This window comes from Priestia sp. P1_B12_1 (genome assembly GCF_056406695.1).
In genome coordinates, this window is the sequence record NZ_JBFTZR010000007.1 from 74,049 (window position 1) to 99,808 (window position 25,760).

Consider the following 25,760-nt stretch of genomic DNA (forward strand, 5'->3'; position numbering starts at 1 on the left):
AAAAGATAAAAATAATAAGCGGCAGGGCGATAAGAAAAATACTCGTCTCTGAAGGTCTTACTGTAGGTATATCCGTTAATGACATTTTAATCAGTCCTTTGTAAATTTTTCAACTAAGTCAGGATTTACATAAAAATGTTTTGATACAGTACGATGAAAAAACTGAGAGGATTGATTCAGTTCACTTAATGCAGGTTCTGTTTTGGGAACGCCAAAAATAGGTCCGCTTACGTTAATGGTAAACCTTCCAGAAGAAATAAAGGCGCCCGACACATTGATCTGGTTATTAAGCAGCAAAGCCGCAAGAAACACATCAATCATATCAATAATAATATTAATTCCCGCATTTCCGTCTTTTCCTTCGATGCGACTGGTTCCTGTAATAGGTCCGCCTACTGAAACACGAAAAGCTCCGGGTGTCACAAATACTCCTATAATTGTTATTTGGCCAGTTAATAATAATATGGCTGTTACTACATCAAGATCTCGTTGAATGGCAAAGATAAGTTCCCTTTCTTTGTCAAAGCCGCTTTTCCATTCCACATTCTCCACACCCTTAGCACATACTATTCTAAACACGTGTAAGTGTTATTCTAATTCTGCTTTTTCTTTTCTCACTCGCGCTCAGAAAAGTGTAAAACAGATTTTACTGCGTCTTCAATTTCTTTATACCCTGTACATCTGCATATATTGGAAGCTAACCACTCCTTTATAATATCGTCACTGCCTGAAGGATGGCGTTTGGAAAGCAAATGAGCATTCATAATAAAACCCGATGTACAATAACCGCACTGAAAAGCAAAGTGTTCAATAAAAGCTTTTTGCATAGGTGAACTCTTCAGTCCTTCTATAGTCATTATTTCTTTCTCTTCTGCTTCTGCCGCTAACATGAGGCAGGATTTCATTGGCCGCTGATTTATCCCTACTGTACAAGCTCCGCAGTCTCCATTTAAACAGCCTGGTTTTGCTCCGGTAAGGCCCAGCTTTTCTCTTAATACGTAAAGCAGCGTATCTGCTGTTCGGATATCAACCATTTTTTCTTCCCCATTAACCTTTAGCTTAACTGTTATTCTATACCCTTCATCTCTTAGCACATTACGTTCCTCCCAGCTCTTTGAAAATATCAATCAATAAATTTTCAATCACAAATTTGCGATATCGATCCGATCCTTCTCCATCATTTAAAATTGGAGCCGGTATATAATCAAGAGCAGTTTGAAGTCGATCTTCTAATGGAATGTCTTTCTGGTTTAGCACTTCTTCTACTTCAGCTGATCGAAAAGGAAACGAACATACTCCGCTGAAAGCTACTCGAATGTTTTCTTCTGTTTTTAAAGCTGCTACTGTAACTAGTGGATATCCTGTATCCCACTGCTGGCGCTCCTTTATACTCATATACGGGAGGTCAGCATACTTTGTTTCCACAAACACCTGAACAAGCAACTCTCCTTTTTTCAGCTGTAAACGCCGCTGAAAAAGATCGTGAATCGAATGGAGCTTTATTCCACTGAGATCTGCCACTGCGAGTTGACTATCCGCTAGAAGGAGCGGCAATACGGCTTCTCGATAAAAGATATGCCCACAAATATTTCCTCCCAGCGTTATTTTATTTCGAGCCGTGTGATCTGCCACTTCGCTAGCAGACTTACTTAATAAAGGAAATACGTTTTTCTCTTCCAGTTCAGTCAACGTTACACCTGCACCAAAAATCATCCAGTCTTCATCGGCTTCTGCTTTTTGAAACTCGGGTATATTTTTTATATCAATGACAGCATGGGTAACAAACAAACCCAACCTGCCCAATGTCAGAATTTCAGTGCCTCCAGCATAATAACGCGGCTGTTTGCCTTGATTCTCTAACTCTTGAAATAAGGCAACTGCTTCTGAAACGGTAGCAGGTTTGTGATATTCAAAGTCAAATGAAATCATCAGCATTCCCTTCTTTCATTCTCCAAATTAATTCTGGAATAAGCGGAAGGTGGTTTAATTCTGTTTCTGCTGCCACCGTTAAGCTGTTTCCTAAAGAAGCCGGCATACCAAGCAGCCCGTGTTCTCCCACTCCTCTAGCTCCGTAGGCCGCATCTAATTGAGGCGTATGAACAAAATCTACTACGTACTCCGGATGCTCTCCGTAGCGAAGAGGACGATATTTCCGAAGCTGAGGGTTTAAAATACGGCCATTTGAATCAAACCAAAATGTTTCTCTTCCGGCAAACGATAGGCCCATACTCATCGCTCCCATGACTTGCCCTCTTGCCATTTTCTCGTTTAGCACGGTTCCTATGTCAATAACAGAGACTGCTTTTACAATACGATATCTATACGTTCTAGGGTTATATTCCACTTCAACTCCTTCAGCTGCTACCGTCCATTCAGGACCGGGACGCCCAGCTCCCGTTTCTTTATCCAAGTAGGTCATCCCTCTTAAAATATAATTGCCCCTCCCTATGATTTGCCCTCCAATTGCATTTCCGTTCGGATATTTATAGCCATATACAATTTCTTTAAAGGCCAAGGAGGTTTCAGGCTCATCCCGTAAAAAAACTTTTTCATTTTTTATTTCGATATCTTCCTCAGAAGCTCGAAATATACAAGAAGCTATCTTTTTTAATTGGTTAATCACATCTTCAGCCGCTTCTAAAACCGCTCTTCCTGCCATAAAAGTGCCTCTGCTAGCCACCGTTTTCCAATGTTCAGGAGTCGTTTGAGTATCTACTTCCATTCGCACATGAATACGTTCCACGGACATCTGCAATTTTTCAGCCAGTATTTGCGCGAGCACTGTTTTCGTCCCCGTGCCTAATTCAATAACGCCAGACATTAAATTCACGCTTCCATCAGGATTGAATGTGAGAATAACACCTGAACCTGCGTTTGTTTCAATAGTGGAGGTTTTCCAGACGCAGCTAATCCCTTTGGCAGTAATAAGGCCGTTTTCATGAACTATTCTCTGCCCTTCCTCCCATTTCATTAGCTGCTTCAAGCGACGAATACATTCCGGTAAGTTACCAACGCTGCTAGAAGTTAAACGTACTTGCGTAGGAGTGGTATCGCCCGGCAGAATAGCGTTTTTTTCTCTAAACTCCAAAGGATCTATACCTGCTTTTTTAGCAAGGATGTCCATCGTGCGCTCAAACGCAAATAATAGTTCCGAATGGCTAAATCCTCGAAAAGGGGAAGCGTAAGGGTGATTTGTATATACACATAATGAATCACAGAAAATATGTTCAAGACTATAAGGTCCCGTACAGTCAGCTGCTGCTGCTTTACTCAAGTCCGTTCCTTTATCTGCGTAAGCACCGCTGTCGAACAAATAAAGAATGTCAGCGGCCTGCAAGAGTCCCTCTTTAGAACAACCTAGCTTGATTTTGGCATCTAGACCTACGTGAGCAGGCGAAGTAAGCATATCTTCTTCTCTTGTGTTCAATATTTTAACCAGCCTTCCACCCACAGCTTTTGAAGCTAGATAAGCAAGCAGCTCCAGCTGGACAGCTGCTTTTCCTCCGTACCCTCCTCCTACTAGCGGTGTTTCAACGATCACTTTTCCCGCTTCAATTTCAAAGTACTCACTGATTAATTTTTTGACCATAAAAGGAGCTTGAGAAGAAGTGACAATTTTAACTAATCCATTTGGAAGGATTTCAGCAGCGGCGCTTCTTGTTTCCATTGCCGCGTGATCTGAAGGAGATAGAGAAAATGTTTCTTCGACTATTAACTCACTTTTTTGCCAACCTTCTTCTATATTGCCTTTTCGAATTTTAACTCTGTTTGCTACGTTGGTGCCGGGCTCTGGATACACCGTTTTATCATGCTTGTAGATGTGCATATGTTCATGCACTAAAGGAGAATCAGGCTCAATAGCTGCGCTAGGAGAATGTACGACAGGCAACGGTTCATATTGAATATGAACGGAGCTCGCCGCACGCTCAGCGAGTGCAGGAGTTTCTGCTACTACCAGGACTACGGCTTCTCCGTGATAACGCACTTTTTCAAATGCAAGCGGTCGCCGGTCACGAACTCCTTCCCCGGTTAACGGCAAGTGCTCACCCGTCACAACCGCGTGAACACCGGGAATAGCAATCGCCGCTTGGACGTCTATGGCTTGAATCCTTGCATGAGCGTAAGGACTGACTACTATTTTGGCATGCAGGGAGCCTTTAAACATGTAATCATTTGTGTATCGCGCCGTACCCGTTACTTTTTCCAATGCATCTTTTCGAATCACGCTTTTTCCAATGATCTCCACTCTTTTCACCTCCATCAATCAAAACAGTCGACGTTTCTCTTTGTATATCTTTTTAATGTGTTCATACGCTTGTTTTGTATCAACATCCATAAAAAGGGAAGCGTCGGTCCATTCGTAAAATATTCCATTTTCAGGTCCGCTTTGTCTTATGATTTTTCTTGCCCCTTGATCTCCTTGCAGCTTATCCAAGCTTGAAAACATTTGTTTTGAAAATAAAACCGGTGCTCTGGAAATTCCTTGATAAAAAGATGAAATAAATGGAACAGAAAAATGTTTTTTAAAAAGAGAAACAAATGTATCTATCAGCACGATGCTTATAAGAGGCTGATCTGCCAACAGCACAATAATAGCATCAGCGTTTAATTCTTTTGCTTTTTTTAATCCGCATTTTAAAGACGCAGACTGACCTTTTAAGGCGCTACTACAAGAAGTATGACTCCACTTCTGCTGATATGCTTCTGAAAAAAGAACAGGGTCAATCCACTCAAGATGATCTCCTTTCTTAGTTACTACTATCGTATGATTTACTTTTGAAGAAACAGCTGTTCGTAAAGCTTTACTTCCCAAACATCCATTCCCTAAAGGCAGCAGCAGTTTATTTCTGCCCATCCTTTTACTAGCTCCTGCGGCAAGATAAACAGCAACAATATTTAACCCGGACATTTTCATCCCTTTTTTTCATCATACATTCGGAGGTTTTGAATTAGTTCAGCAAGAATACTAACGGCAATTTCCTGCGGTCCTACCGCTCCTATAGAAAGTCCTACCGGCGAATGAATGCGTGAAGAAATATCAGTATTCAATAATCGAAGTGTTCGCTTTTTAGATCCTAAAACTCCTATATACTTCACAGGGTTTGATTTTAATAGCGAGAGAATTTCTTGATCGCGATAAAAATTATGCGTCATGATCACAACAAAATCATCGCTTTGTATAGATAATTGTTTGTCTACTTCCTCTGGAAATCCAATATGTATTTCCTCTGCTAGCGGAAAATGTTCTTTATTACATAAAGCCGGTCTCCAGTCGCATAAGGTAACAGAAAACCCCGTAATGGCAGCAAGTGATACTAAATATTTTGCATCAACACCTGCTCCCCAGATAACTAGACGAGGCTTTGGTTTATATAGATGAGCATATGTGAGCAGGGAGCAATTTAAAAGTTGAATACCGCTCTTTCTCCCATTCCAATCATCTGTTGCAAAAGATGATTCGTCGCTATTTCCACCAAATGTTTCGCCCGTTTTTTCTACATAAAAAGAGGTTGTTTGAATAAAGTTTTTTTCTAATTTTTTAATATGCAAAACAGGATTTCGGTTATCTAAATGACGTTTTACCCGCAAAAGATTTTGCTTCATCCTCGCAGTTACAGGTTCTAGGAGAATATACAGGATTCCATTGCAGCCTGCTCCTTGTCCCCATCCTGCATCACCTTCTTCTTTCAAATTGTACGTAACGGTTAATACGTGCTCAGTGTCGAACAACTCTTTTACGCGCTCAGCAAGATCTGCTTCTACACAACCAGCGCTTAACATCCCAATGTTCTCCCCATTTTCTTGAAACAGCATGGACGCTCCTTCTTTTAAATATGAGGATCCTTCTACATGAACAATCGTTGCCAACACACTTTTTACTGTTGATGTGTTTACAGCATGTAAAATATCGTGCATTTTTATTATTCCCTCCTTTTCCTGTCGAGGTTTTAAAATCTTTTCACGTTTTACACAGAACTACAATACGCTACAGTAGACCACTTCTACTCTCTGAATGAATCCATGTATTATTCATATTTTCAAAGAAGCTACAATAAGCTTTTAAAGACTTAGAAGAACTGTCGTTTGAAAGGAGAATAATATGCTATTCGACTCAACAAAAATCAACCTAGGAAATTTGAACGTTCGCAGTGCTGATCAAGCAAGCAGTATTTCTATTGGAAATACGTCAAAAGTTACAAGATATGTCACAGCAAAGAAAAATCAGGCCTTCGGACAGCAGCACGCTGATCAATGTTTTACAGCAGGATCTGCTTACAAAACTGTAGATAATGATTATGTAGATGCATTTGCAACAAAAAATGATAAATAAGGAGGAAACCATATGATTTTTTCGCCCATGGTCATTAACTTACAAGCCTTCAAAGTGAACGTTTTGGATAATTCATCCGTTTTAAGCATAGGACCTAATCAGCAGCTTGATGTGTTCGTATCTTACAAACGTAATCAAGGTCTGGGAGAATCAAACGGAGATTTTTCTCCGAACGTAACTCCATTCTCATGGATTATAGACTCAGATGTAAATGATTCAAACTCAGTTAAAAATAGCGTAATTTAATTTTTTCATCTCCTCTGCCTCTACTGCGCACAACTAGCAGCATATCTTCATCTATTCGTCTATTAGCATTCAATCGGAAGCCTAATAAATATAACCTGCATCTGAACTGGCTATATTTATTAGGCTTTTTCTATGAAATGGGCACTTTTTGAAAAGATGATGGGCTGTCAATTTGATCTCGATCATCGACACAGCTTCTCGTTCCTATAAAGCCGCTATCATCACCAAAATTTTGCCCAAATCCCTGTGTTTTTTTATCTGAATTATTCCAGTCTGCTAGTAAATTCTGTCCGATATTTACTGCAGACGCATTTTCAAAGGAATTTATCTTTAGCATTAAAATATTAATATTTATAGATGCACCTGCCATTTAAACCACCCCCCTTTCAAACTATATTCAAATTCCATCTTTTTATGATGTGTGGTAAGGAGGAAACCATATGGACTTTGATAAACTTATGCAGTGGATGGAATTTGCTAAAAATTATCAAACAAATGACTTTTGGAACGGTGTTTTTGATCAAACTGCTTTTAACGAATTTATGAAAGAAAATATGGATATGAATGCTCCTGATTCATATCAGGCACCTCAGGCTTCTAAAAGTAATTTTCCACCTGTTGACATTTACGTTACGCCTCACGAGATCATTGTTATCGCTGACCTGCCTGGTTATCTAAAAGAAAACTTACACGTTTCCGTTTCAGGCAGCAGACTTCTATTAAAAGGCTCACCGCACCCTCTCATCACAGGACAGCCGGTTGTACAAGAACGACCTTCTGGAGATTTCAACCGAATTATTGAGTTGCCAGAGCCCACCGATGCACATCATCTGCGTGCAAAATTTGAAAACGGGCTGCTTATCCTTTCTTATCACAGGCAGTTTTTCCAAGAAGAACGTATTCACATTGAATAAGGTTTAGTAGTTTTACGAATGAATTTTAATGCTGCACATAAGTATTTATAAATGCGAAAAATTTAACGTTCACTTCTAAACTGGCTCACTATGTATTTATCTAACTGTGATTACAGAGGAAATAAGCCCAAGATGAGGAGAAGCGAAATGTCTATGAAAGGATTTTTCAACCCCAAACAGACTAACCAACAGCTTCATACTGAGCTAGCGGACTTCAAACATCAAATCAAGCGCATTAACACGCTTGAAGTTCACATGAATCGTTTTTTAAAACTCGAACCGCAAATTGGTTCTCTCATCATGCTCAAAAAAAAGCTGGAGGCTCAGCCCACGCACTCCAATGCTTCTTCACCTTCACAAAGAAGCACTCATAAAGATACGGAACAAACGTATGCAAAAGACATGCAAGAAACTGCTAAACAGCTTCATTTTTTAAAAGAAAAAGTAGCGCAATTGGAACAAGTGATCTCCACACAACCTCCTCGCGATAAAAAGATAGAAGCTATACCTTACATGGATATAACTCGGTTAGTAGAACAATCTGTAAAGAAGCAAATGGCTCCTTATATCGAAAGAATGACAGAATTAGATAACAGAGTTTCAGCATTAGAACGCAGCATGTCGCTTGTAACTGAAGTACAGGTGGACATGCTAAAACGAACGTCTGCCCTTCAAGAAGAAATAAAAGGGATTCAGCAAAAAGCGGCACTTTTAGAAAATGCTCCCCCGCCTATTCATATTGATAAATTTTTTCTTGATAAATACGAACAAAACAACAATATTGGCCAAGTTGGCATTAAAGAACTCGGCGGTACTTTAAACATCGGAGCTACATACGGAAGCGGAGCGATACCAAAAGATTTCACGGACCAAATTCAAAAAGATATGGAAGAGTTAAAAAACGCAAAATCAGATATTTCTTCTGGCACAGCGAAGCCAGGACAAGAGGATACAAAGGGTTCTCCTTCCGTTTCAGAAAAAGAAGAAACATATACGGAAGTTCCTATTTTTGACGAAGAGGATCTAGAAGACGACCCAAAGGGAGAGTCAGTTTAAAAAAGTCATAAAATTATATCTAGTTATGACTAGAATTTTTGCACGCTATTCTTTACACTATAGGTAATAACTTCAAAAAAGGAGATATGCTGATGCCAAAGCTTTTATGGAGAATAGGTGCTGTCATGTTGCTAATGTGTGGAGGCTTTATCTTTTTATTTATTGCTGCTTCGCAAATGATGGTTCAGCAATACAAACCTTTTTTTAGACGCGAGAGTGCATAACTCTCGCGTTTTTTTATTGAATGTTATCCTGTTTATGGTAATATATATATCAAAAAGATATAGGTGAGGAAAATAAATGAAGGAAAATCAAACAACATATGCAATTTTAGGACTGCTTACCACGGAATGCAGAACTGGTTATGAAATTAAGCAGTTAATTCGATTTATCACCCAAAAAAAAATATGTACACTCTTTTTTTAGAGTTAAAAGCTTGTTAATCTACATATATCATTACATTTTGATCAACCGTACATATTTTTTATTCTGTACATAAATGAAATATATTTGTTGAAATATGTCCACTTCCCCCTACGTAAGTGCACAAGATTATATTTGAACATATTAATATGAAATATTCTTCTTATACATATATTTGAGTATTTGAGCCATAAAATGCAGGTGCAATAAATTACTTAGTTGCGAAACACCTTAATGTATATTATGGAATGAAGAATAATGCCTAATTAGAATGTCGCTATTTCCTGTGAATATCAAAAAAAATAGACGTGTGAATTGACACGTCTATTTTAAATCTATTCTATAAAACCACCTTAAAAACAACGATCTAGAATTCTATTCAGAATTCACCGATACCCCTTACCTTTATTAAACCTTTAACTACTCGTTACACATAAAACTTTTTTTATTGATATGATTTTATACTTCACGTAATTTTCTCCTATTAAAAGTTAATTTAACAAACTATTACATCAATTCATCAGCAAACATTCTCTTAATTAAATCTAGAAACTTACTCTCTCTATACACCCATTCACCTGTATTTTGTGTATATGGGGTTTACTCAAAATTTTGCCAATATCTTTTGAGAGTTTTTCACAGATTTTCAAAGCCTTTTGGGGTGAATATTCTTTTTTTAAAAGAAAATTTAAATAAATATAGAATACTGAAATTGAATTGAAATTTGTCAATGAAATAATATTTAGAAATGAATAAACAAATTAAACTACTCAAGGGAATAAGGGTATTCGAGCTAGTATAAGGAAACATTGATCAATCTGGAAGGGAAATATTGACTGAGATTACAGCACTGAAAGGCACTTTACTATACAAATAAAGTGAAAATGAAGGTTTTAATCTGGCAATCTTATATAGAGAAAATTTAAGGGATTCAAATGGAATTTCTAAGGAACAATTAAAAATGGCTAACACAGGATTCCAATCTTTATTGGACCTGTAACTCTTTTAAAGGAGGAAAATACTAGATATCCATACCTCCTTTATTCTACCTTCCATATAAAGAGTAGGAGTTACCTATGAGCAAGCTTTCTCTAAGTCAGTGCACTACATTATTCTTTAGTTCCCTAACTTTCGGTGAGAAAGCTTCCTTTATCTTGAAATGAGTTTTCTTATATGTACTAATAAGTATGAACATATAGTGTAAATTTTAGAGTATTGTCTATTAAGTTTTTAAGACGAGTTGGACAATTTAATTAGAAAAAAACTACTGTTCAAAAATATTCAGCTGTTTAGCCTTATCCATAGCTGGATTATAAAATACTGAAGAAACTACTGTTCCAATATCTAAATATTTTACTTTCCCTTCACCTTTTGCTCTATTTAACCATACATTTAGCTGTATTAATTCTATTTCGAGAACTTCACTCAATTTTTCTACCTTTATAGGTTTATTTAAATGCTTGTCAATTAAAGGCCAGACTAAAGTATATATATCAGTATATTTTTGAGGTTTTTCTTCTTTAAAAGTAAGTGCTGATTCTAACAAATTCTTTAAAGTCTTTTCTTTAAGAAAGTTTACTGTATATTTCTTGGCTCCCATATTCTCTAATTCAGAAAGCCCCTTAGAATCTTTATCCTCCCTTACATATAAGGGGACCCAATTCATCTTTAAATTTTCAACTGCTCCAGCCCAAGTCCCCCCTTTTTTATAATCACTAGAGGTAGCTACTGTAAACTCTGATAGCCCATATATAAATTTGTTTCTTTCCAAGGCTGTGTAACTATAGAAACGAGAGTCAGGATGAAAGGGAGAAATAGCTACTAATTGCTTATTAAGTATATTATTTAAGTTCTCTTTCTTTTTAATATATTTAGATAAGCCGTCCGATAAAATCGCTATAGTCTTTCCACCATTTTCTATTGCGGTTTGATGTGCAACTGAATCAATACCCTTTGAGCCTCCAGATACCACTGTGAAATTCTCAAAGACTGCTTTTTCAGAAAGTTTTTTTGTAAATTCAGTAGCATTTTCATTAGCATTTCTAGAACCGACGATTCCAATAGACTTTGTTTCTAGAAGACTAATATCTCCGGCTCCATAAATAATTGTAGGCGATAAAGATTTTAGAATTTTTTTAAATCGTTTAGGATAAAATTTATCAGCTCGAGTAATAATCCAAATACCCATTGAGGCTAGTTTTTCTACCTCTATAGCCATAGAGGGTCCCCGAGATAGCAAAGTAACAATACGTTCTGCTTCCTCACTAGTAATTCGCAATTGATTAATTATATCGTTACGAGATTTATTAAAAAGATTGGAAGGCCGGGCTATTTCTGTTTTAGCAATTTTTGTAGATAAGTTTATCCATTCTTTTTGTGTATATGGTTTATAGTTATTCACTATCTTTTCTTGAATTGTTACATAGGAACATAAAAGTAACGTAGCAAAGCTGTCTTTTGAGATAAGTTCAACCACTATTCAATCCCCCTTCTGTTTGGTAAGGTTAAGTTTTTGAAAGAGCGAGGGGAATTACGTTTTCACATCCTGCCTCTTTTAACTTCATAGCACATATTGCAAAGGTCCACCCTGAATTCATTATATCATCAATTAACAAAACTGGTCCTGAGAGGATATCACCATTTACATTAAAAGCATCCATAATATTTCCTGCTTGGCGGTTTGCATTTTTCATATTTTTTTGCTCAGGTGTGTCTTTAACTTTGACTAACACCTGTTTATAAGGTAATTTTAATGACTCTGCTACTCTTCTTGCAAAATCAGGTACTAAACTAGGATTTCGGAGTGAAGGAACAGCTGTAAGCCATTGCGGACGATTTAGTTCTTGATAGTGATCATAAATGAATTTTGCACAATAGTACGCTAATTCATCGCTAAAATGTTTATCGTAATAGCGGTTTTTTATCACTAACTCCCCTAAACCTTCTTTTTGATAAAAGCTCATAGCACGTCCTTCTAAAGATTGAAAACTTGTGTGAATATTCCCTCTCATCCCATTACTACCGCCAATAGGCCACTTTGTTTTTGGTCTTATTACTAATTTTTGCTGTTTAATAAATTGTTCTGCTTGTTGAGTGGAAATAGCATTAATTTCTGATAAAGGAGAAGGATATGGGTCGCAATTTTGGCAATTATCACAATTTAAAGTTGCCTGTTCTCCTAAGTGGGAAATTAAATAATTCATTAAACATTCGCTCTTATTTTCTGCATAAGCAACCATAAGATTCAATTCGTCCAATTTTGAGTTTTTTATTTTTGTGTTTTCTAAAGAAATTGGATTCACATTAGCAGAACGGTTGTATTTCTTTGTGTGTTCGTCTTTATAAATTAATGACTCTGCTTCAAGAAGATCGATTATTTTTCCAATCTCCCTTTGAGGTAAATTATAATAATCCATTAAATCATAAACTGATTTAGGCTCTAAAGTAATTAGTTGTAATATATTTAAATAATCTTCCTCATTAACAATGCCCGATGTAATCATTCTTTCTAATACTTCTCTATCATTTGGAGAATACAATAAGACAATTTCTGCTCCCTCATTATCTCGCCCCCCACGACCAATTTCTTGATAGTAAGTAATCAGTGAGGATGACATATTATAATGAATTACAAAACGTACATCTTTTTTATCAAATCCCATTCCCAGCGCAATAGTGGAAACTACCACCTTTAGCTCATTGTTAATGAGTTTATTTTCTATCTCTTCCTTTTCCTTTTTATTACGTATACCACTATGATAAAAACTAGCGTCTATCCCCCTAGAAACTAACCAATCTGTTACTCTTTCGCATTCTTTTTGAGTAGTACAGTAAATGATACCTGATCCTTTAAGATTATTATTTCTTAAATGGTAATCAAGCCATCCCAATTTTTCATATGAATTTTTCATATGAATGTTTCTCAGATTAAGCTTTTCTCTCACTAACGAACCACGTAGAATTTCTATATGGTTTCCTAATTGTTTTTTTATGTCATCGGTAACTCGCTCATTTGCTGTAGCAGTAGTAGCTAGCATTGGTACTTGATTTTCTAATGTATTAACAAATTGAATTATTTTTTTATACTTCGGTCTAAAGTCGTGTCCCCAGTCTGAAATACAATGAGCTTCATCAACAACAATCAGCGCTAATCCAGGTCCTCTTTCCAGTAATGGTAACGTTTTTCCTTTAAAAAGTTTACTATGAAGTCTTTCAGGAGCAACAACTAGCAAGTCGCATTCGTTGTCAACAATAGCTTGATTCACCTCATCCCATCTTTCAGTATTATCACTATTAATGGTATAAGCATTAAGACCTATTTCAGACGCAGCATCAAGCTGATTTCTAATTAATGCAAGTAAGGGACTAATAATTATGGTTACACCTTTATTTTGTTTACGAAGAAGTTTTGCTGCAACAAAGTAAACTACACTTTTCCCCCAACCTGTTGGCTGCACTACTAAGGCTCGCTTGTTCTCTAATAATAATTCTATTGCTTTCCACTGGTCTGGTTTTAATTCTTTATTTGGTAGATACGACTTAAAAATTTTATCTGCTAATTCCTTCAAAATTTCATCCCCCATAAGTCAGTGCCATTTAATCACTTCTAAATTTTAGAACTTTTTAATTTCAAACCCATTACCATTTTTTACGTTTGATTATTTTTCCATATATACTGAAATAGACATAACTCTCCCTTTTAAAAAGGACCTGTTTAAGTTTCTTAATAGCTTGTGAACTCATTTCTTTTTCATTTTAAATGGTTCCTTTATCACACTTAAACGAGGAAAGAAACTATTTTGGATATGTATTACCTTAATTAATTCCAACTCGATTCAAGAATTTATTGTAACTATAGTATTTATTATACAATTATTCTTTCCTTTTAGAAATATTAATTTAGTTCAAAATAAGACTTTTATACTTAAAAATATGGTAAATTAAAGAATTATATAATATAATTTACTTATTTTTAGGGTGGCTGTATTTCCCCTGCTTACCAATCAAATTTTATAGATAGAAGATGAAAGTGTATAAAATGAAGCTTGAATTATAATTCTCTTCCTTTCCCCTGAGCTTGACGTTAAGATTCAAGCTGTAATAAATAAAATAGTCAAAGTTCACTTATGATTTGTTAATGTCGATAATTTGTGGTGTCGTATTAACAAAGATATAAGCGGATAACATAAAAAGCCTCTTATATAAATAGAGACTTTTTATGTTATCGAAAACGTAACGGATGTTTGTCTAAGAAGTAGTAATTGCTTCTTAGCTTATATCATCTTTTGTTTAGTAACTTGGTCTATTTATCCAAAGCTTTCATTGAATAAAAATTATTTTAAACGCTGTCTTTAGCAGTTAAACTCTTTTGCTTTCTTAAAAATAAAAATATACCTAATACGACAAAGAAACCGCCTAAAATCTAGAAGCCTATAATAGGTTCTCCTAAGAAAGAGGATTACAGCTAAAATTGTTGCCCCAATGGGTTCACCTAAAATACTCATCGAAATAGTTGCTGTATTTACATAATTCATTAAAAAGTTATATATTACGTGAGCAATTGTAAGGAAAATAGCTAGTAATAAAAAAACTCCCCATTCGTGTGTATCATAGCCAATTGTAGGTACACCTGTGATAAGGTTATATAAAGCCAATGCAAGTGATGCAAAAAAAAATGCGCAAAAACTATATATCCAATGAGAAATCCTCTTTACCCTATTTTGCCCTATTAATAAATAACCAACGACTGCTAATACACTCAAAAATGATAAAATATCACCCATAATGACTGACTCACTACTTTGTCCAAGATCACCCCACCCAACCATAACGACTCCTATAATTGAAATTCCTATAGCTAGTAAGGTTGAAATACTGACTCTTTCTTTATAAACTAAGAATCCTCCTAATAAAGCAACTATCGGTTGTAAATCTGACTGAGCCATTTGTGAAATTTCTTTACTTATATCTGCTTCTCTAATTTTCTGTAGCAATGTAGCTGTATTTAAATTACTTATCTCTTTATTCTGGTATTCATATTGCACACAATTATATGCACCACCAATTAATGCATTAGCATTGGAAACTATATTAATCGCCCTATCTATATTATTTAGAGCTTATACATTATTAGCATTAAAGGTGTTCATTTAAATTAAACTTTGAACAAAGAAAACTTTAAATCAACCAGTACGGCTGTTAATTTTATATCTTCCTTTTCTGCAACATCTTTTATGTAACTTAGAACATACTCATCAGCCGCGGGCCCTCCGATAGTAATGGTATGATGGTACTCTTCCTGTTCATCATATGATATTAAATCTTTATCAATGAGTATTCGCAATTCTTGATTATAACGTATTTCACTTATATGCAAGAATCTTCGCATTACTTCACCATCCAGCTCGAAATTGCCATAAGTATCAGGCTCTTCAGTCCTGTAGACAAGCGCATAAAAGAACTCTCTTGTTATTTTAGGCAGTGACATCAAAACCTTAGTGAATCTTTTAAAAGCTTCTTCAAAATCTGTTTTCATTTCTTCCGTATACACTGTTCCTGCATCAGCTTTTAAGTATTTGATTAGTAAATCGCAATTTACGAATTCGTAATTTGGTGTAATCTCAATAGAATCCATTATTGAAGTTGATTCACCATTAGGTGTTTCATCAAACCCTAAATCACTGTATACCCTCACCAAATTTTCTTGGAGAAAATCGTAAACCAATTTTATCTTTTCGACCGGTAAAGAAACTATTTTGCTTTCTAAATCTGGAAAGTCTAATATATCTTCTGTCTCGTTAAAGTTTGTCACTTCTTTAAGGTTGTCAGGGATAGAATAAGAACTCTGTTTAGTACTTAAAATGAATATTTTAAATTTATCATAGCGCTCTTTATGTTCATCAGAAATTTTTTCTAGAGTTTCTTTAATTTTAGACTTTTTCTTATTACTAGTTATTTGAAAAGCTACTCTGTTTTTTCTATCGCCCAAATCTATACCTGGTTCATTGTGTCTCTCCTCATTTAAGTTAACTAATTCATAACCATAAACAATATTTAGGAGATCCTTTGCAAAATCTTCGCAGTAGCGGTTTAAATCATATAGGCCAACCTGTCCCCTAGTTTTAAGCGAGAAGCTTAATTGACTTAAACCATCTAATATCTCTCCTAGCAACTTACCTCTACTTAGCATAACGTTCCCCTTTCAATTACGTATTCTAATTTTCACTTTTTAATTTTACGGCCTAAATCATATAAAGTTAATCATAATTTGGATGAAAATGAAATTTTAAGAAAGTAGGAATATTTAAGAGATTTTTCTATAGAACGTATAGGAAGCCTATAGCAAAAACAGCTAAATTGGCAATTTGTGTGTTAGAGAACAACACAGTATTCTTTACTTACAAAAACTAAAGAGATGGAGATGGTGAGAGTGATAAAAAACAAGGAAAGAACTTATCAAGAATGGGATCATAGAATCATTCCTTCAAGCTTTGGGGTATTAAAGGGTCAGCAGCGTTACTATAGAATCTTCTACGGCTTAGTTAATTGGAGAGAAGCGGATAACGGCAATGATCACATAGCTTGTGTTCCCTTTGTACAATACGGCACTACTGGTGATTTTAAGACAGCACAAAGAAGAGGAGAAATTAGAATGACTTATCCGTGCCATATCTTAGCACAGGATTTAGATAGGGTATTAGCTGCTATGACGGAAATAAAGGCCGAATTCAATAAAGAAGCAGATATTTAGGCCGTGCATAAAATTAATATTTCACCCCAATAACATAAAAAAGCCATTGGCTTACATTCCAATGGCTTTAAGGCTCAAATCCCGTAAAACAACTTTCCTTTTATTTTTCTATTTAGGTTTTTAGAAGTTATTTCATAGTCAATTTCAAAGGAACTATCTGCATTAACTAAAATATACGAAGGAAATGAAATATTTTCACTGACATTTAATTTATTGAAGTCATATTTAAGCACTGTATAGTCTTGTTCATAAAATGCTTCGGCGTTTAAAAAGGAACTCATAAAACTGCGGAAGTCTGATTTAGAATCTTCCAATGTTTTAACATTGCTCATATATGATTCAAATGAAAAACTTGGTGGCATCCACAAAGAATGAGATAAGCTAACGTTCTCATTTACTTTACTGTCAGTCTGATGCCTCAATAATTGATCAAAGAAGCCATTTGATTGTGTAAACTCTTCAATTAAGTCTATGCTATTAGGTGCTTCAAATGAATTTTCAGTTGCAACATTTACGGTCTTAGGAAATTTAAGAGTGACCTTAATGTCTTCATTAAAAATTTGTCCTTTATTGCTTAATACTAAAGGGACAATTGAGTATTTGCCAAGGTATTCAAAATAATTTACCGCTGCCTCCAAATAGTCTAATCTTTTTACAAACTCCCTAATTAACTTTTCTTTTTCAATTTGTTCCCCTTCTAGGGTGGTTCTCCCACCTTCTAGAAGTCTACTTGCCCCACTTGGTTCAACAACCTTTAATTCTCCTACAAAGAAGAAACTTTTAGACAGATGTTTACCTACTAATCTGTATGTACTATTTATTATAGTTTCTTTTTGTTTATCCGGTATTTCACTATACTTAGACTTAGAAAATAAAAAATCTGAAACACTCGATTTCTGCATATTTCCATCCAATATTTCGTTTGTAGTATTACCCTCCTTTTTAGGTAATAGGCTAATACCTTCAATTTCACTAATTATGTTTAATACCTGTTCTTTAGCGCTATCTATAAGAGGGTTAGTATTAAATAAGAAAGGGATTTGCTCCATTTTTGTCGAAAAGTCTAAACTTCTGCTCTTATAGAATTGAACAACAAGGTTTTTTCTAACAGAACCTTCTCCCTTTACTTCCGGATAATTAAAATAAACCCAATCTAATATCTGTTGTTCAAATTCTTCTCTACTTAGCTTTCTACCGTCTTTAGACAATCCAAAAAATTGATAAAAAGCTCCACGCATTATCAATTGTCTAAGTTGATAGTTTACGGAATGACCGTTCTCATCCAAAAACCTCTCGAGCGCTACACTAGCCATTGATTCCAACGACTCTTGGTTGAAATTTTCAAATTGGATATGTATTTTTCCTGAATAAGAATTCAACGTCTCGGATAACTCGGATTGTTCAACTCTGGTGTTTAAAGGGGCGTTGTCTCGTTTTATTAGTCGATTAATAAACTTCTTTGTACTATCATTGCAACTTCCTATTAATAACAAAGACACCTCTTCAATATCGATCGCATCTTCAATTAATTCCTCTAACCAGTTTATAATATTTGCTTTAGAGATATTATTAATTGAAGATTTAACTTGAGTAGCCTTTCTCATTCCATTTTCGTATTCCCACAAGACATCTATTTTGTCGTTTTGTGAATCAGGCTCAACTTGAACATACTTCCACTCTTTTTCTTTTAACGAATTTAAAACAGCTGCAATCGCTTGGTATAAGTAACCTCTTGATCCTTCTTTTCCTCCCATAATAAACCCCTTCTATTTATATTTCCTATAATTCTATTATTTAACATTATATCTTAATTCTTTTAAAGGGATATCCTTAACGTTTTTGGGTAAAAGTAATTTAAAGTACAAAAAAATGAAGAAGCAAAATTTCTCCATTTTTCTATATTGTCTATTCTAATAGAAAAGTAAAGCAACTTACCTACCATTATTACTTTCTAAGCATTTTACTTGTCCTTTTTTAGTTTCCTAAGTAATTTATGATATCCATATATCCCTCCTGCTGTGAGGAAAAGAATTGTACTCCATCGGCTAGGAAGAAATTTAATTAACCACACTGACATTATGATAGTTGCTACAGTCAAAAGCCCTACCCAATTATCATACTTCAAGCGTTTTTTGTTAGCTAAAACAACGATATAACCAATTGGCGGGAATAGCTTTATACAGGCATTCCTATATGGTGTATAACATTTTATAATAAAAAAGGTAGAATACGAAACATCGCTATTTTTAATAATTTTCAAGCTAATGAAAATTATTTACTACTACATTTTGTTGCCGTTTCATAAGGTCTTTTAATAGTTATTTTAAGCGCCTATATACCTGTGTAGAAATAATAATACAGAGGTGATCTTTAAAGAAACATCAATCCTCTTTAATTAAAGTAAATTCAATATCTTTTATAAACCTAGATGGTTCTTTAATATATCCATTTAATCTTTTTGACATCAAAAAATAACAAATTGACTTCGCTCTAGTCAATGATACAAAGAATATTCTTTTTTCCTCTTCAATTTCAGACTCTTTAACTTGATAAAAAGCAGGAAAAGTCCCTTCTTCCATTGCGGGCATAATAACTACCTCATATTCTAAACCTTTAGAACTGTGCATTGTAAGTAACGATACAGCATCTCCTTGAACACCTAGATTTGAAAATTTCTCAATGTCTATTTTCTCTTTATTATGCACAATAAAGTCCACAAAATCACTTATATCATTGGCATCATCTATGTATTTAGAAGAAGACAAAATATATTCCTTTATATTTAATTTTACAAAGATAAATTTTATCCATTTTAAAAATTCTGATGTACACTCTTTAGAGTTGATTAAGGTTAAATATAAAAATATTTTTTCTTCATTGATAATTTTAATTGATGGTAGTGTGTCGTATTTGAAAGCAATCCATTCATTTAAGAGATCTTTAAAGTGAATTTTACGATTGTTCAATATCCAAGCAGCGCAATTTTCTAAGAATTTAATAAAATTCCCTCTATTAAATTCTAGTGCCATAACATAGCTAGGAATACCATTTTGTTCAAGGACATTTAGACAATCTTTTACTTTATTTCTTTTTCTCATAAGAATTGCAATGTCCTTGTACTCTATGCCATTTTGCAGACAGTTAGGTATAATCTTATTGGCAATATACTCATATTGCGTGATATGGTTTCCTTTAAGTTTTATAAGGTTAATTTCCGGACTTTTTTCTATTGGCTTTTTAGCATTAAAAAACCCTGCTGGTAAATTCATAGTATTTGACGATATATCTAATATCTTTTGATGACTTCTATAATTGTTTTTTAATTCTACGCTGTCAAATTTGTCTATGTTTTCAAGTTCTGACAAGTATTTTGGTACGGCACCGTTAAATCCATATATGGTTTGATTAGGATCACCTACAACTATTATTTTTATAGTCGTATTGTGAATTAATGTTAATACCATTTCGTGAAGAGGTTTTCCTAGATCTTGATATTCATCTATTAATACATAAGGGAACTTGGCTTCTAAACAATCTCTGAGATAAGGTTCTTGTTGAATCATCTTCGTAGCTATTTTTACTATAGAGATAAAATCAACCATATTGTGTTGCAAAAGCCTTGCCTCGTAAGCAGCTGCCACCTTTAAGGCAATGTCATAAGTTTCAATAGTTACTTTGCTTTCTCCTTCCATCATAAATGTTCTTTCTTTATCAATCTCTGCCTCACGGAGCTGATCTGAACTAATAGATAGGTTTTCTTTTATTTCTTCGATCCAAATTTTCTTATCTTCTTTAGAAATAATTTTAAAATCTTTATTTATTCCATACTCAAAGAGTCCTACATATGGCTTTAATATTTGGGATAAACAAAAAGAATGTATAGTACCTATAAATGAATTATTCTCGTCATAGTCTATTAGCTGTTGAACTCGTTCTTTAATTTCCTTAGTGGCTTCATTACTAAAAGTTATGCAAGCAACTTTTCTTGGGAATTTAATACTTTCTTTCAATAGCTTTGCCATTTTTAAAGTTAAAACATTTGTCTTTCCACTTCCTGGTCCAGCCTTAATTACAATGGATCCCGTAGAGTTATATGCTATTGTTTGTTCTTTATCATTCTCTAACATCCTTACTTTTTCTAAGTAAGCTTCATTCACATTAATCACCTGATATTTTTGACTTAAGAGCTACTAGTCCATCTTGAATATATAAGGGAACCAATAGATTAGAGTAGGTAGACAGTCTCTGAGCAAACCTACCCTTTCCTACCTTGTTTTGACTGTTTTCAATTTTTCTTAAACAACTATAAAAGTTCCCTGCTGCAAAATCATTTCTAAAATTTTGCTTTTGCTGATCCCCTCCTAGTGTTAGTTCTTCAAAGGTATCACAAATATTTTTTGAGGCTACACTGTCCTTAGAGTTTGCAATCATTAAGTCAATTTCTAAAGTATATTCACTAAAATAATAGCCCTCTTTATTAAAATCAACCTTGCTGATATCCTCTTTCTGCGAATCAAATATTTTCAGCTCTTCTAAAACATCACGAGCTAAATCAAAACCTAACCAACCTTTATTTTTATGATGCTCTTCCTCCAATTCGTGATATACGCGTTCCAGTTTATTTTCAGAAGAACTGTCTTCAACTTCATAATAGTAGTCACCATCTGTGAAAATTATATAGGGAATACCTAATTCTCTCAGTAGAACGATATAAGGCTTAAAATTAGTGGAATTGATATTACAACACACAATTCCATAAAAATCTAAGTCTATTCCTAGATTCAATGCTAGTCGTGGTATTAGATATTCTTCGGCTATTCCCTCAACCAATATTACAGCTTTTCCGAAGTATAATTCACTCCTTTTTATATCCATATATCTCTCTGTGTCTAGCAAATCTTTGTTACTGAGCTCAATATTTTTAGTAGAATTTATTACTGTCGAGTCTCCTTTGCCTCTCAAATGGACAATTGAGTTGATTGGAGATACTGAAGTTATGTCTGTAGAATGCGTTGTTAAAATGATAGACATTGATTTTTGCATAACATCCCTAAAGATACATCTCTGTAAAATGGGGTGTAAATGTGCCTCGGGTTCTTCAATAACTAAAATTGTGTGACTTTTATCGGAAGCGAAATTGTCACTGAAGAACTTATATAGGTCCAAGGAAACTTCCCTTTCCTCAGATAGTTTATAATATCTTTCACCTTGCTCATTGTAAAATTCCTCTAATAAATTTTCACTATCAAGTTCTTTCAATCTTGACAAGTCTTCTTTCGAAATTATAGTAGGGACAGTTTTATCCTCTAAAGAGAGTAAAACTAAAGATATGTATAGTATATTTGTAACACCTAAGCTTACTTCTGAGGTAGGGCGTTGCTTATTAGACCCAATCATTAATTTCAAAGTGTTTAAAATCCTGTCAGGATTAATATCTACTGTTTCTAGAGAAATGCCAGAGTAAGATGTTTGATTACCAACAATCTTAATGATATTTTTATTAATTTTTTTCTTTAAATCAATTATCTCTTCAAAACTTAAAATAGAATTGCCTTCTTCTTTCATTTTTTGAGTTATTTCTTTCAGTGATTCTTTATCGAAATCATATTGTTTAAGTAATTGGTTAAATGGTGACCTTTTTAAAGTCTTAAAGTCACTAGTTGCATCCCTTAAGCCATCAACGACTTTTAGATTTAATACTTTACGATGTTGATGAGTGAACGCAAAACTTTTATCTTCCCCTAGATAGATTAGATAGCCATATTCTTTTTCACTAGTTGGGGCAAACTCGTATGTAATTCTTATAGTTGGTGGATTTGTATCAATAGTTGCATCACAAAATGTCGCTAAAAGTGCCGTATTATGCTCGAAGCCCTGAAGTTCTATGGATACTTCAATTGTTTCCTTATTTTCCATCGGGTTTTCAATTGTATCGTTAAAATCTGTCTCTTCTAAGTGCCTATCGTAATCGGATAAAGCAGGATCCAAAATTAATTGTAATGCTCTTATAAAGTTTGTCTTTCCAATATTATTTTCGCCAAGAATTACCTGCTTACTAGTTAAATCGACGTCTGTATCTTTAAAATTCCTAAAATTTTTAATAGTAACTCTTGATATAAAAGGATATTTTATAGTTTCTTTACCCAAAATAAATCACTCCCCAAATGAATGATAGCATAACCCACACATAATATCCCATCTAAGGTTTTTGGAGGAAGTTTTAATTTTATGTTATTTAAAAAAGAGTAAAAACTCCTAGTAGTTTTTACTCTTTTTTTAAAAGAACATTTTAATTCAATTGTTATTTATTAGTTCGTTTAATAACTCTTTGTTATTAGAAAAAACCTGTTCCTCGGAGGCAGCTAAAATAAGTGAATTGTATCTTCTTACCTCATCTTCACTTATTTCAATAGTAGTAGGGTTTTTTACAAAGTTTTCTTTTGAAATTAACAATGCTTTGTCTGGTGATACAGGATAGTATAATTCTAATTCATCAGTTTCAACATCAGAAGAATAGTTTGCAAGCGTATTTATAACTGGTTGGTCACCGGTGATAAAAGGAATATTTCCTTTACAAATTAGAATATAACATTTGTAATTATCTCTTTGTTCATATATGCCAAACGCTAAACTGGTTGCGAATATATGAGATGAGATATTCCACATATTCTCTACATTCACACCCATTTTATCTCCCAATTCCTTTGCACTTCTTAAGAAATTCATTTTAATTTTTTTTGTTCTAAAATATTGAGTACTTAAAAAAATTAGGAAGTCAACAAAAGCATCATCGTTTTCTTTTACATTTAAGTAGCCTTTTTTCAATGCTTCTAAATAAGGAATAGCTCTTTTTTCAAGATTTGTATGATGTTCTTCTTCCAAATTTGTTATTAAAACATCTATCATATTATTTATTTCATCTGTTGCTATGTTTTGTGATTCTAAGAACTGTTTGATTCTAAATATTTCAGTGAAATTAACAATCCATTTCCTATTTAGTTCGCGAAGTTTAGGGGTTTTATGATCCTTAATAAATAGTTGTTCAATCAACTCAGCTTCACTAGGTGTAATGTTTTTTAGTTTATAAAACTCTCGTTCCTTTGCAATTTTTTCAGGATTTACAGGAAAAACATTTTCATCTTTTGTTCTGTAGCAATATAATTGCCTATTGTTGTAACACCAAGATGCTAAATAATACTCCCATACATAGTGCTGCTGCAACTTTTTCTCCAAGGCTATCACTCATTCCATTCATTCTGAAGTCAAATGTGCTTGTTTAAATATGTGCTAAGTAACTTACTTCATAATTAAGCTTCGATATAAGTTAGTTCTATATAAAATCAACTAAGTAATGATATTACTTAGTTGATTTTATATAGGGTCTATCTTAGTAGACAAAGCTTCTCTCTTACATTACTAAGTAAATGTCTACACAGTTATTTTTTTATTTAAAAGAATTAGAATCATTTTTACATTCACAAAGGCATTTTATCTTGATTCTTCTCTTAGATAGAATTTCACTCTGATTTTGGATAGTTAGGCATAGCTGTTTGAATTGTGAAATCGGCATCATTAATACTAATGCTTACAGGAAACCCATATTTATCTTTACCAATGAATGTGTTACCCCCAAGATATGTTGCATTTAGATAGGCTTCTATAATACAATCATACACATCGTCACGGCTCCAATTGTCTGGAAACAGAATGTTATCCTTCTTTAGTATGTTATCAATTAAAACATCAATCCTAAAAGCTCCTCTGTCACCTAAATATCGTTTTGAACGTTCAATAAAAACGATCTTTCTTGGTGTTATAGCCTCTGCTCTATGATGCAAACCTCCCGTGTCATCCCCTTCGTAAATATGTGCAAAAAAGGATCTTTCTTTACTTTTCCTTCCTTTAGACGAGAATACATCCTCTGTACTCTTTATATCCTTTAGTGCCTGCTCTCTATCACTTTCATTAAGGACAAAAAGAGGATCTCCAGTTTTCCATTCAGCATCACCACGTTTAAATTTTCCAGTTATACCTAAATACGCCTGATGAGGAGGGATGTAGTTCGGACTTTCTTCCTCTGGTTCTGTGTAAGGCAAATAATTATGGTTTCTATCTGTAGATTGAGCCAAATCTTTTCTCTCCATTCTATTCTGAAAATTCGATACCTTTATATATTAACAGCATTTCTATTAAAAAGGCTATATGAACTACAAAAAATCTATATTTTTTCTATTATTGGAAATTATATAAATCAAAAGTTATAGCGTTATCCCAAATGAAAGTCCTTAAAAATGAAGAGGAATTAAGAGCGCTGGTGGCTGCTTTGTTTAAATTAGGGCAAGGTACAGTAGAAGAACCCGCGAATTTCTTTCACCTGTTTATTCAGTCCTATGGAATGAGCTATCGAGAGGATACTAAAGAGGAACTTATTTGATAGTTTGAAAAAGGATTTCCTTCTTTAAATACTCTTACTTAACTGTCTCTTATGTAAAGATATAATGTTTTGAGTGTTTAAAAAGCCTTTATTTAAAACAAAGGCTTTTTCTTTGTTCATATATATTTTTTGTTTGTTAAAAGGAACTTATATGTTAACTCACCCAATTCATACTATTTTTCTCAAAGTTGTAGTGATCGTACTAGCCTCTTGTTAATTCTTTTTTATATTATGAAGAAAATCCGAATTAAGATTATTCAATTTAAGGTAGAAAATAATTAACTCCAGGGAGTTAATTATTAAAATTATTCTTCTAACTTATTTAAAAAAATCAACTTCTCGTTTTGTTGGTTCTTATAAAGCTCCATCTGCCACGTTTTAATACTATAAAATCCCTTGTCGATTCTATCTTTTTCTCCTCTTAGATATTGAACTAAGTCTCTTGGATAATGGGAAGTGTTATACTCTAAATTCACTTTATCATTGGGACTATATAAATTAACAACAAACATAGCCTTTCTAACATAATCCATCCCTACACAAGCAATGTGAGCTGTTGAACCTAGACGAAAGATGAACATAATTCTATAAATGTAAAATCCCCCC

Annotated in this window: 23 protein-coding genes and 1 pseudogene; 8 read left to right on the top strand and 16 right to left on the bottom strand. The window is 34.1% G+C overall.

The features are described from left to right. Positions 1–90: 90 nt before the first annotated feature. The 6 genes from AC1D0Y_RS21405 to AC1D0Y_RS21430 all read right to left on the bottom strand — a co-directional run bounded on the left by AC1D0Y_RS21405 (position 91) and on the right by AC1D0Y_RS21430 (position 5,916). Positions 91–543, bottom strand: a complete 453-nt coding sequence (locus tag AC1D0Y_RS21405; RefSeq protein WP_025751732.1) for a hypothetical protein — start codon at positions 541–543, stop codon at positions 91–93. Between the two features lie 71 nt (positions 544–614). Further along, positions 615–1,094, bottom strand: a complete 480-nt coding sequence (locus AC1D0Y_RS21410; RefSeq protein WP_034651629.1) for a (2Fe-2S)-binding protein — start codon at positions 1,092–1,094, stop codon at positions 615–617. Position 1,095: 1 nt separating this feature from the next. Next, positions 1,096–1,929 (bottom strand): FAD binding domain-containing protein, encoded by an 834-nt coding sequence (locus AC1D0Y_RS21415; protein WP_028408338.1) that lies wholly within the window; start codon positions 1,927–1,929, stop codon positions 1,096–1,098. Then, complete coding sequence (locus AC1D0Y_RS21420; RefSeq protein ID WP_477707893.1) at positions 1,916–4,246, bottom strand: xanthine dehydrogenase family protein molybdopterin-binding subunit; 2,331 nt, start codon at positions 4,244–4,246, stop codon at positions 1,916–1,918. The genes AC1D0Y_RS21415 and AC1D0Y_RS21420 overlap by 14 nt, the downstream gene beginning before the upstream one ends. Positions 4,247–4,264: 18 nt before the next feature. Further along, positions 4,265–4,915: an NTP transferase domain-containing protein gene (locus AC1D0Y_RS21425; RefSeq protein WP_477707894.1), complete on the bottom strand. Its 651-nt coding sequence runs from the start codon at positions 4,913–4,915 to the stop codon at positions 4,265–4,267. Next, positions 4,912–5,916, bottom strand: a complete 1,005-nt coding sequence (locus AC1D0Y_RS21430; RefSeq protein ID WP_263035731.1) for an XdhC family protein — start codon at positions 5,914–5,916, stop codon at positions 4,912–4,914. Before AC1D0Y_RS21430 ends, AC1D0Y_RS21425 begins: the two co-directional genes overlap by 4 nt. Positions 5,917–6,100: 184 nt before the next feature. On the opposite strand from AC1D0Y_RS21430, the gene AC1D0Y_RS21435 reads away from it, so the two are divergent. Continuing rightward, the gene (locus tag AC1D0Y_RS21435) at positions 6,101–6,331 is read left to right on the top strand and encodes a hypothetical protein (protein WP_028408334.1); all 231 of its coding nucleotides are present in this window, start codon (positions 6,101–6,103) and stop codon (positions 6,329–6,331) included. A gap of 12 nt (positions 6,332–6,343) precedes the next feature. Beyond that, positions 6,344–6,577, top strand: a complete 234-nt coding sequence (locus tag AC1D0Y_RS21440; protein ID WP_013057270.1) for a hypothetical protein — start codon at positions 6,344–6,346, stop codon at positions 6,575–6,577. A gap of 130 nt (positions 6,578–6,707) precedes the next feature. Here the strand turns inward: AC1D0Y_RS21440 and AC1D0Y_RS21445 are convergent, their stop codons facing one another. Further along, positions 6,708–6,947 carry a hypothetical protein gene (locus tag AC1D0Y_RS21445; RefSeq protein ID WP_013057271.1) on the bottom strand — a complete coding sequence of 80 codons (240 nt, stop codon included), beginning with the start codon at positions 6,945–6,947 and terminating at the stop codon, positions 6,708–6,710. Between the two features lie 70 nt (positions 6,948–7,017). On the opposite strand from AC1D0Y_RS21445, the gene AC1D0Y_RS21450 reads away from it, so the two are divergent. From AC1D0Y_RS21450 to AC1D0Y_RS21465, 4 genes and pseudogenes are all read left to right on the top strand, one after another. After that, complete coding sequence (locus AC1D0Y_RS21450; RefSeq protein ID WP_028408333.1) at positions 7,018–7,491, top strand: Hsp20/alpha crystallin family protein; 474 nt, start codon at positions 7,018–7,020, stop codon at positions 7,489–7,491. A 147-nt stretch (positions 7,492–7,638) separates the two neighbouring features. Then, entirely contained in the window at positions 7,639–8,547 is a 909-nt protein-coding gene (locus tag AC1D0Y_RS21455) for a hypothetical protein (RefSeq protein WP_098432926.1), read from the top strand. A 92-nt stretch (positions 8,548–8,639) separates the two neighbouring features. Next, positions 8,640–8,771, top strand: a complete 132-nt coding sequence (locus AC1D0Y_RS21460) for a hypothetical protein (RefSeq protein ID WP_013057274.1) — start codon at positions 8,640–8,642, stop codon at positions 8,769–8,771. Between the two features lie 76 nt (positions 8,772–8,847). Further along, a pseudogene (locus tag AC1D0Y_RS21465) lies at positions 8,848–8,931 on the top strand (PadR family transcriptional regulator); the annotation flags it as partial. Positions 8,932–10,234: 1,303 nt separating this feature from the next. Here AC1D0Y_RS21465 and AC1D0Y_RS21470 read toward each other — a convergent pair. The 4 genes from AC1D0Y_RS21470 to AC1D0Y_RS21485 form a co-directional block, all read right to left on the bottom strand. Next, positions 10,235–11,446, bottom strand: coding sequence for a DNA-processing protein DprA (locus tag AC1D0Y_RS21470; RefSeq protein ID WP_477707895.1), 1,212 nt, complete (start codon positions 11,444–11,446; stop codon positions 10,235–10,237). A gap of 28 nt (positions 11,447–11,474) precedes the next feature. After that, positions 11,475–13,538 carry a RecQ family ATP-dependent DNA helicase gene (locus AC1D0Y_RS21475; RefSeq protein ID WP_477707896.1) on the bottom strand — a complete coding sequence of 688 codons (2,064 nt, stop codon included), beginning with the start codon at positions 13,536–13,538 and terminating at the stop codon, positions 11,475–11,477. 783 nt (positions 13,539–14,321) lie between these two features. Beyond that, positions 14,322–15,014, bottom strand: a complete 693-nt coding sequence (locus tag AC1D0Y_RS21480; protein WP_477707897.1) for a DMT family transporter — start codon at positions 15,012–15,014, stop codon at positions 14,322–14,324. 110 nt (positions 15,015–15,124) lie between these two features. Then, positions 15,125–16,159 (bottom strand): SMEK domain-containing protein, encoded by a 1,035-nt coding sequence (locus tag AC1D0Y_RS21485; protein ID WP_477707898.1) that lies wholly within the window; start codon positions 16,157–16,159, stop codon positions 15,125–15,127. A gap of 240 nt (positions 16,160–16,399) precedes the next feature. Between AC1D0Y_RS21485 and AC1D0Y_RS21490 the strand changes: the two genes are divergently transcribed. Next, entirely contained in the window at positions 16,400–16,720 is a 321-nt protein-coding gene (locus AC1D0Y_RS21490; RefSeq protein ID WP_477707899.1) for a hypothetical protein, read from the top strand. A gap of 74 nt (positions 16,721–16,794) precedes the next feature. Here AC1D0Y_RS21490 and AC1D0Y_RS21495 read toward each other — a convergent pair whose 3' ends face one another. The 5 genes from AC1D0Y_RS21495 to AC1D0Y_RS21515 form a co-directional block, all read right to left on the bottom strand. Further along, positions 16,795–18,474 (bottom strand): hypothetical protein, encoded by a 1,680-nt coding sequence (locus tag AC1D0Y_RS21495; RefSeq protein WP_477707900.1) that lies wholly within the window; start codon positions 18,472–18,474, stop codon positions 16,795–16,797. Between the two features lie 627 nt (positions 18,475–19,101). Then, a complete protein-coding gene (locus AC1D0Y_RS21500) occupies positions 19,102–20,877 on the bottom strand; it encodes an ATP-dependent helicase (protein ID WP_477707901.1) in 1,776 nt (591 codons plus the stop codon). Between the two features lies 1 nt (position 20,878). Next, positions 20,879–22,867 carry an ATP-dependent nuclease gene (locus AC1D0Y_RS21505; RefSeq protein ID WP_477707902.1) on the bottom strand — a complete coding sequence of 663 codons (1,989 nt, stop codon included), beginning with the start codon at positions 22,865–22,867 and terminating at the stop codon, positions 20,879–20,881. A gap of 147 nt (positions 22,868–23,014) precedes the next feature. After that, a complete protein-coding gene (locus AC1D0Y_RS21510) occupies positions 23,015–23,953 on the bottom strand; it encodes a DUF4238 domain-containing protein (RefSeq protein WP_477707903.1) in 939 nt (312 codons plus the stop codon). Between the two features lie 284 nt (positions 23,954–24,237). Then, positions 24,238–24,849, bottom strand: a complete 612-nt coding sequence (locus tag AC1D0Y_RS21515; protein ID WP_477707904.1) for an EndoU domain-containing protein — start codon at positions 24,847–24,849, stop codon at positions 24,238–24,240. A 146-nt stretch (positions 24,850–24,995) separates the two neighbouring features. On the opposite strand from AC1D0Y_RS21515, the gene AC1D0Y_RS21520 reads away from it, so the two are divergent. Next, the gene (locus AC1D0Y_RS21520) at positions 24,996–25,154 is read left to right on the top strand and encodes a hypothetical protein (RefSeq protein WP_477707905.1); all 159 of its coding nucleotides are present in this window, start codon (positions 24,996–24,998) and stop codon (positions 25,152–25,154) included. The last annotated feature ends 606 nt before the right edge of the window (positions 25,155–25,760 follow it).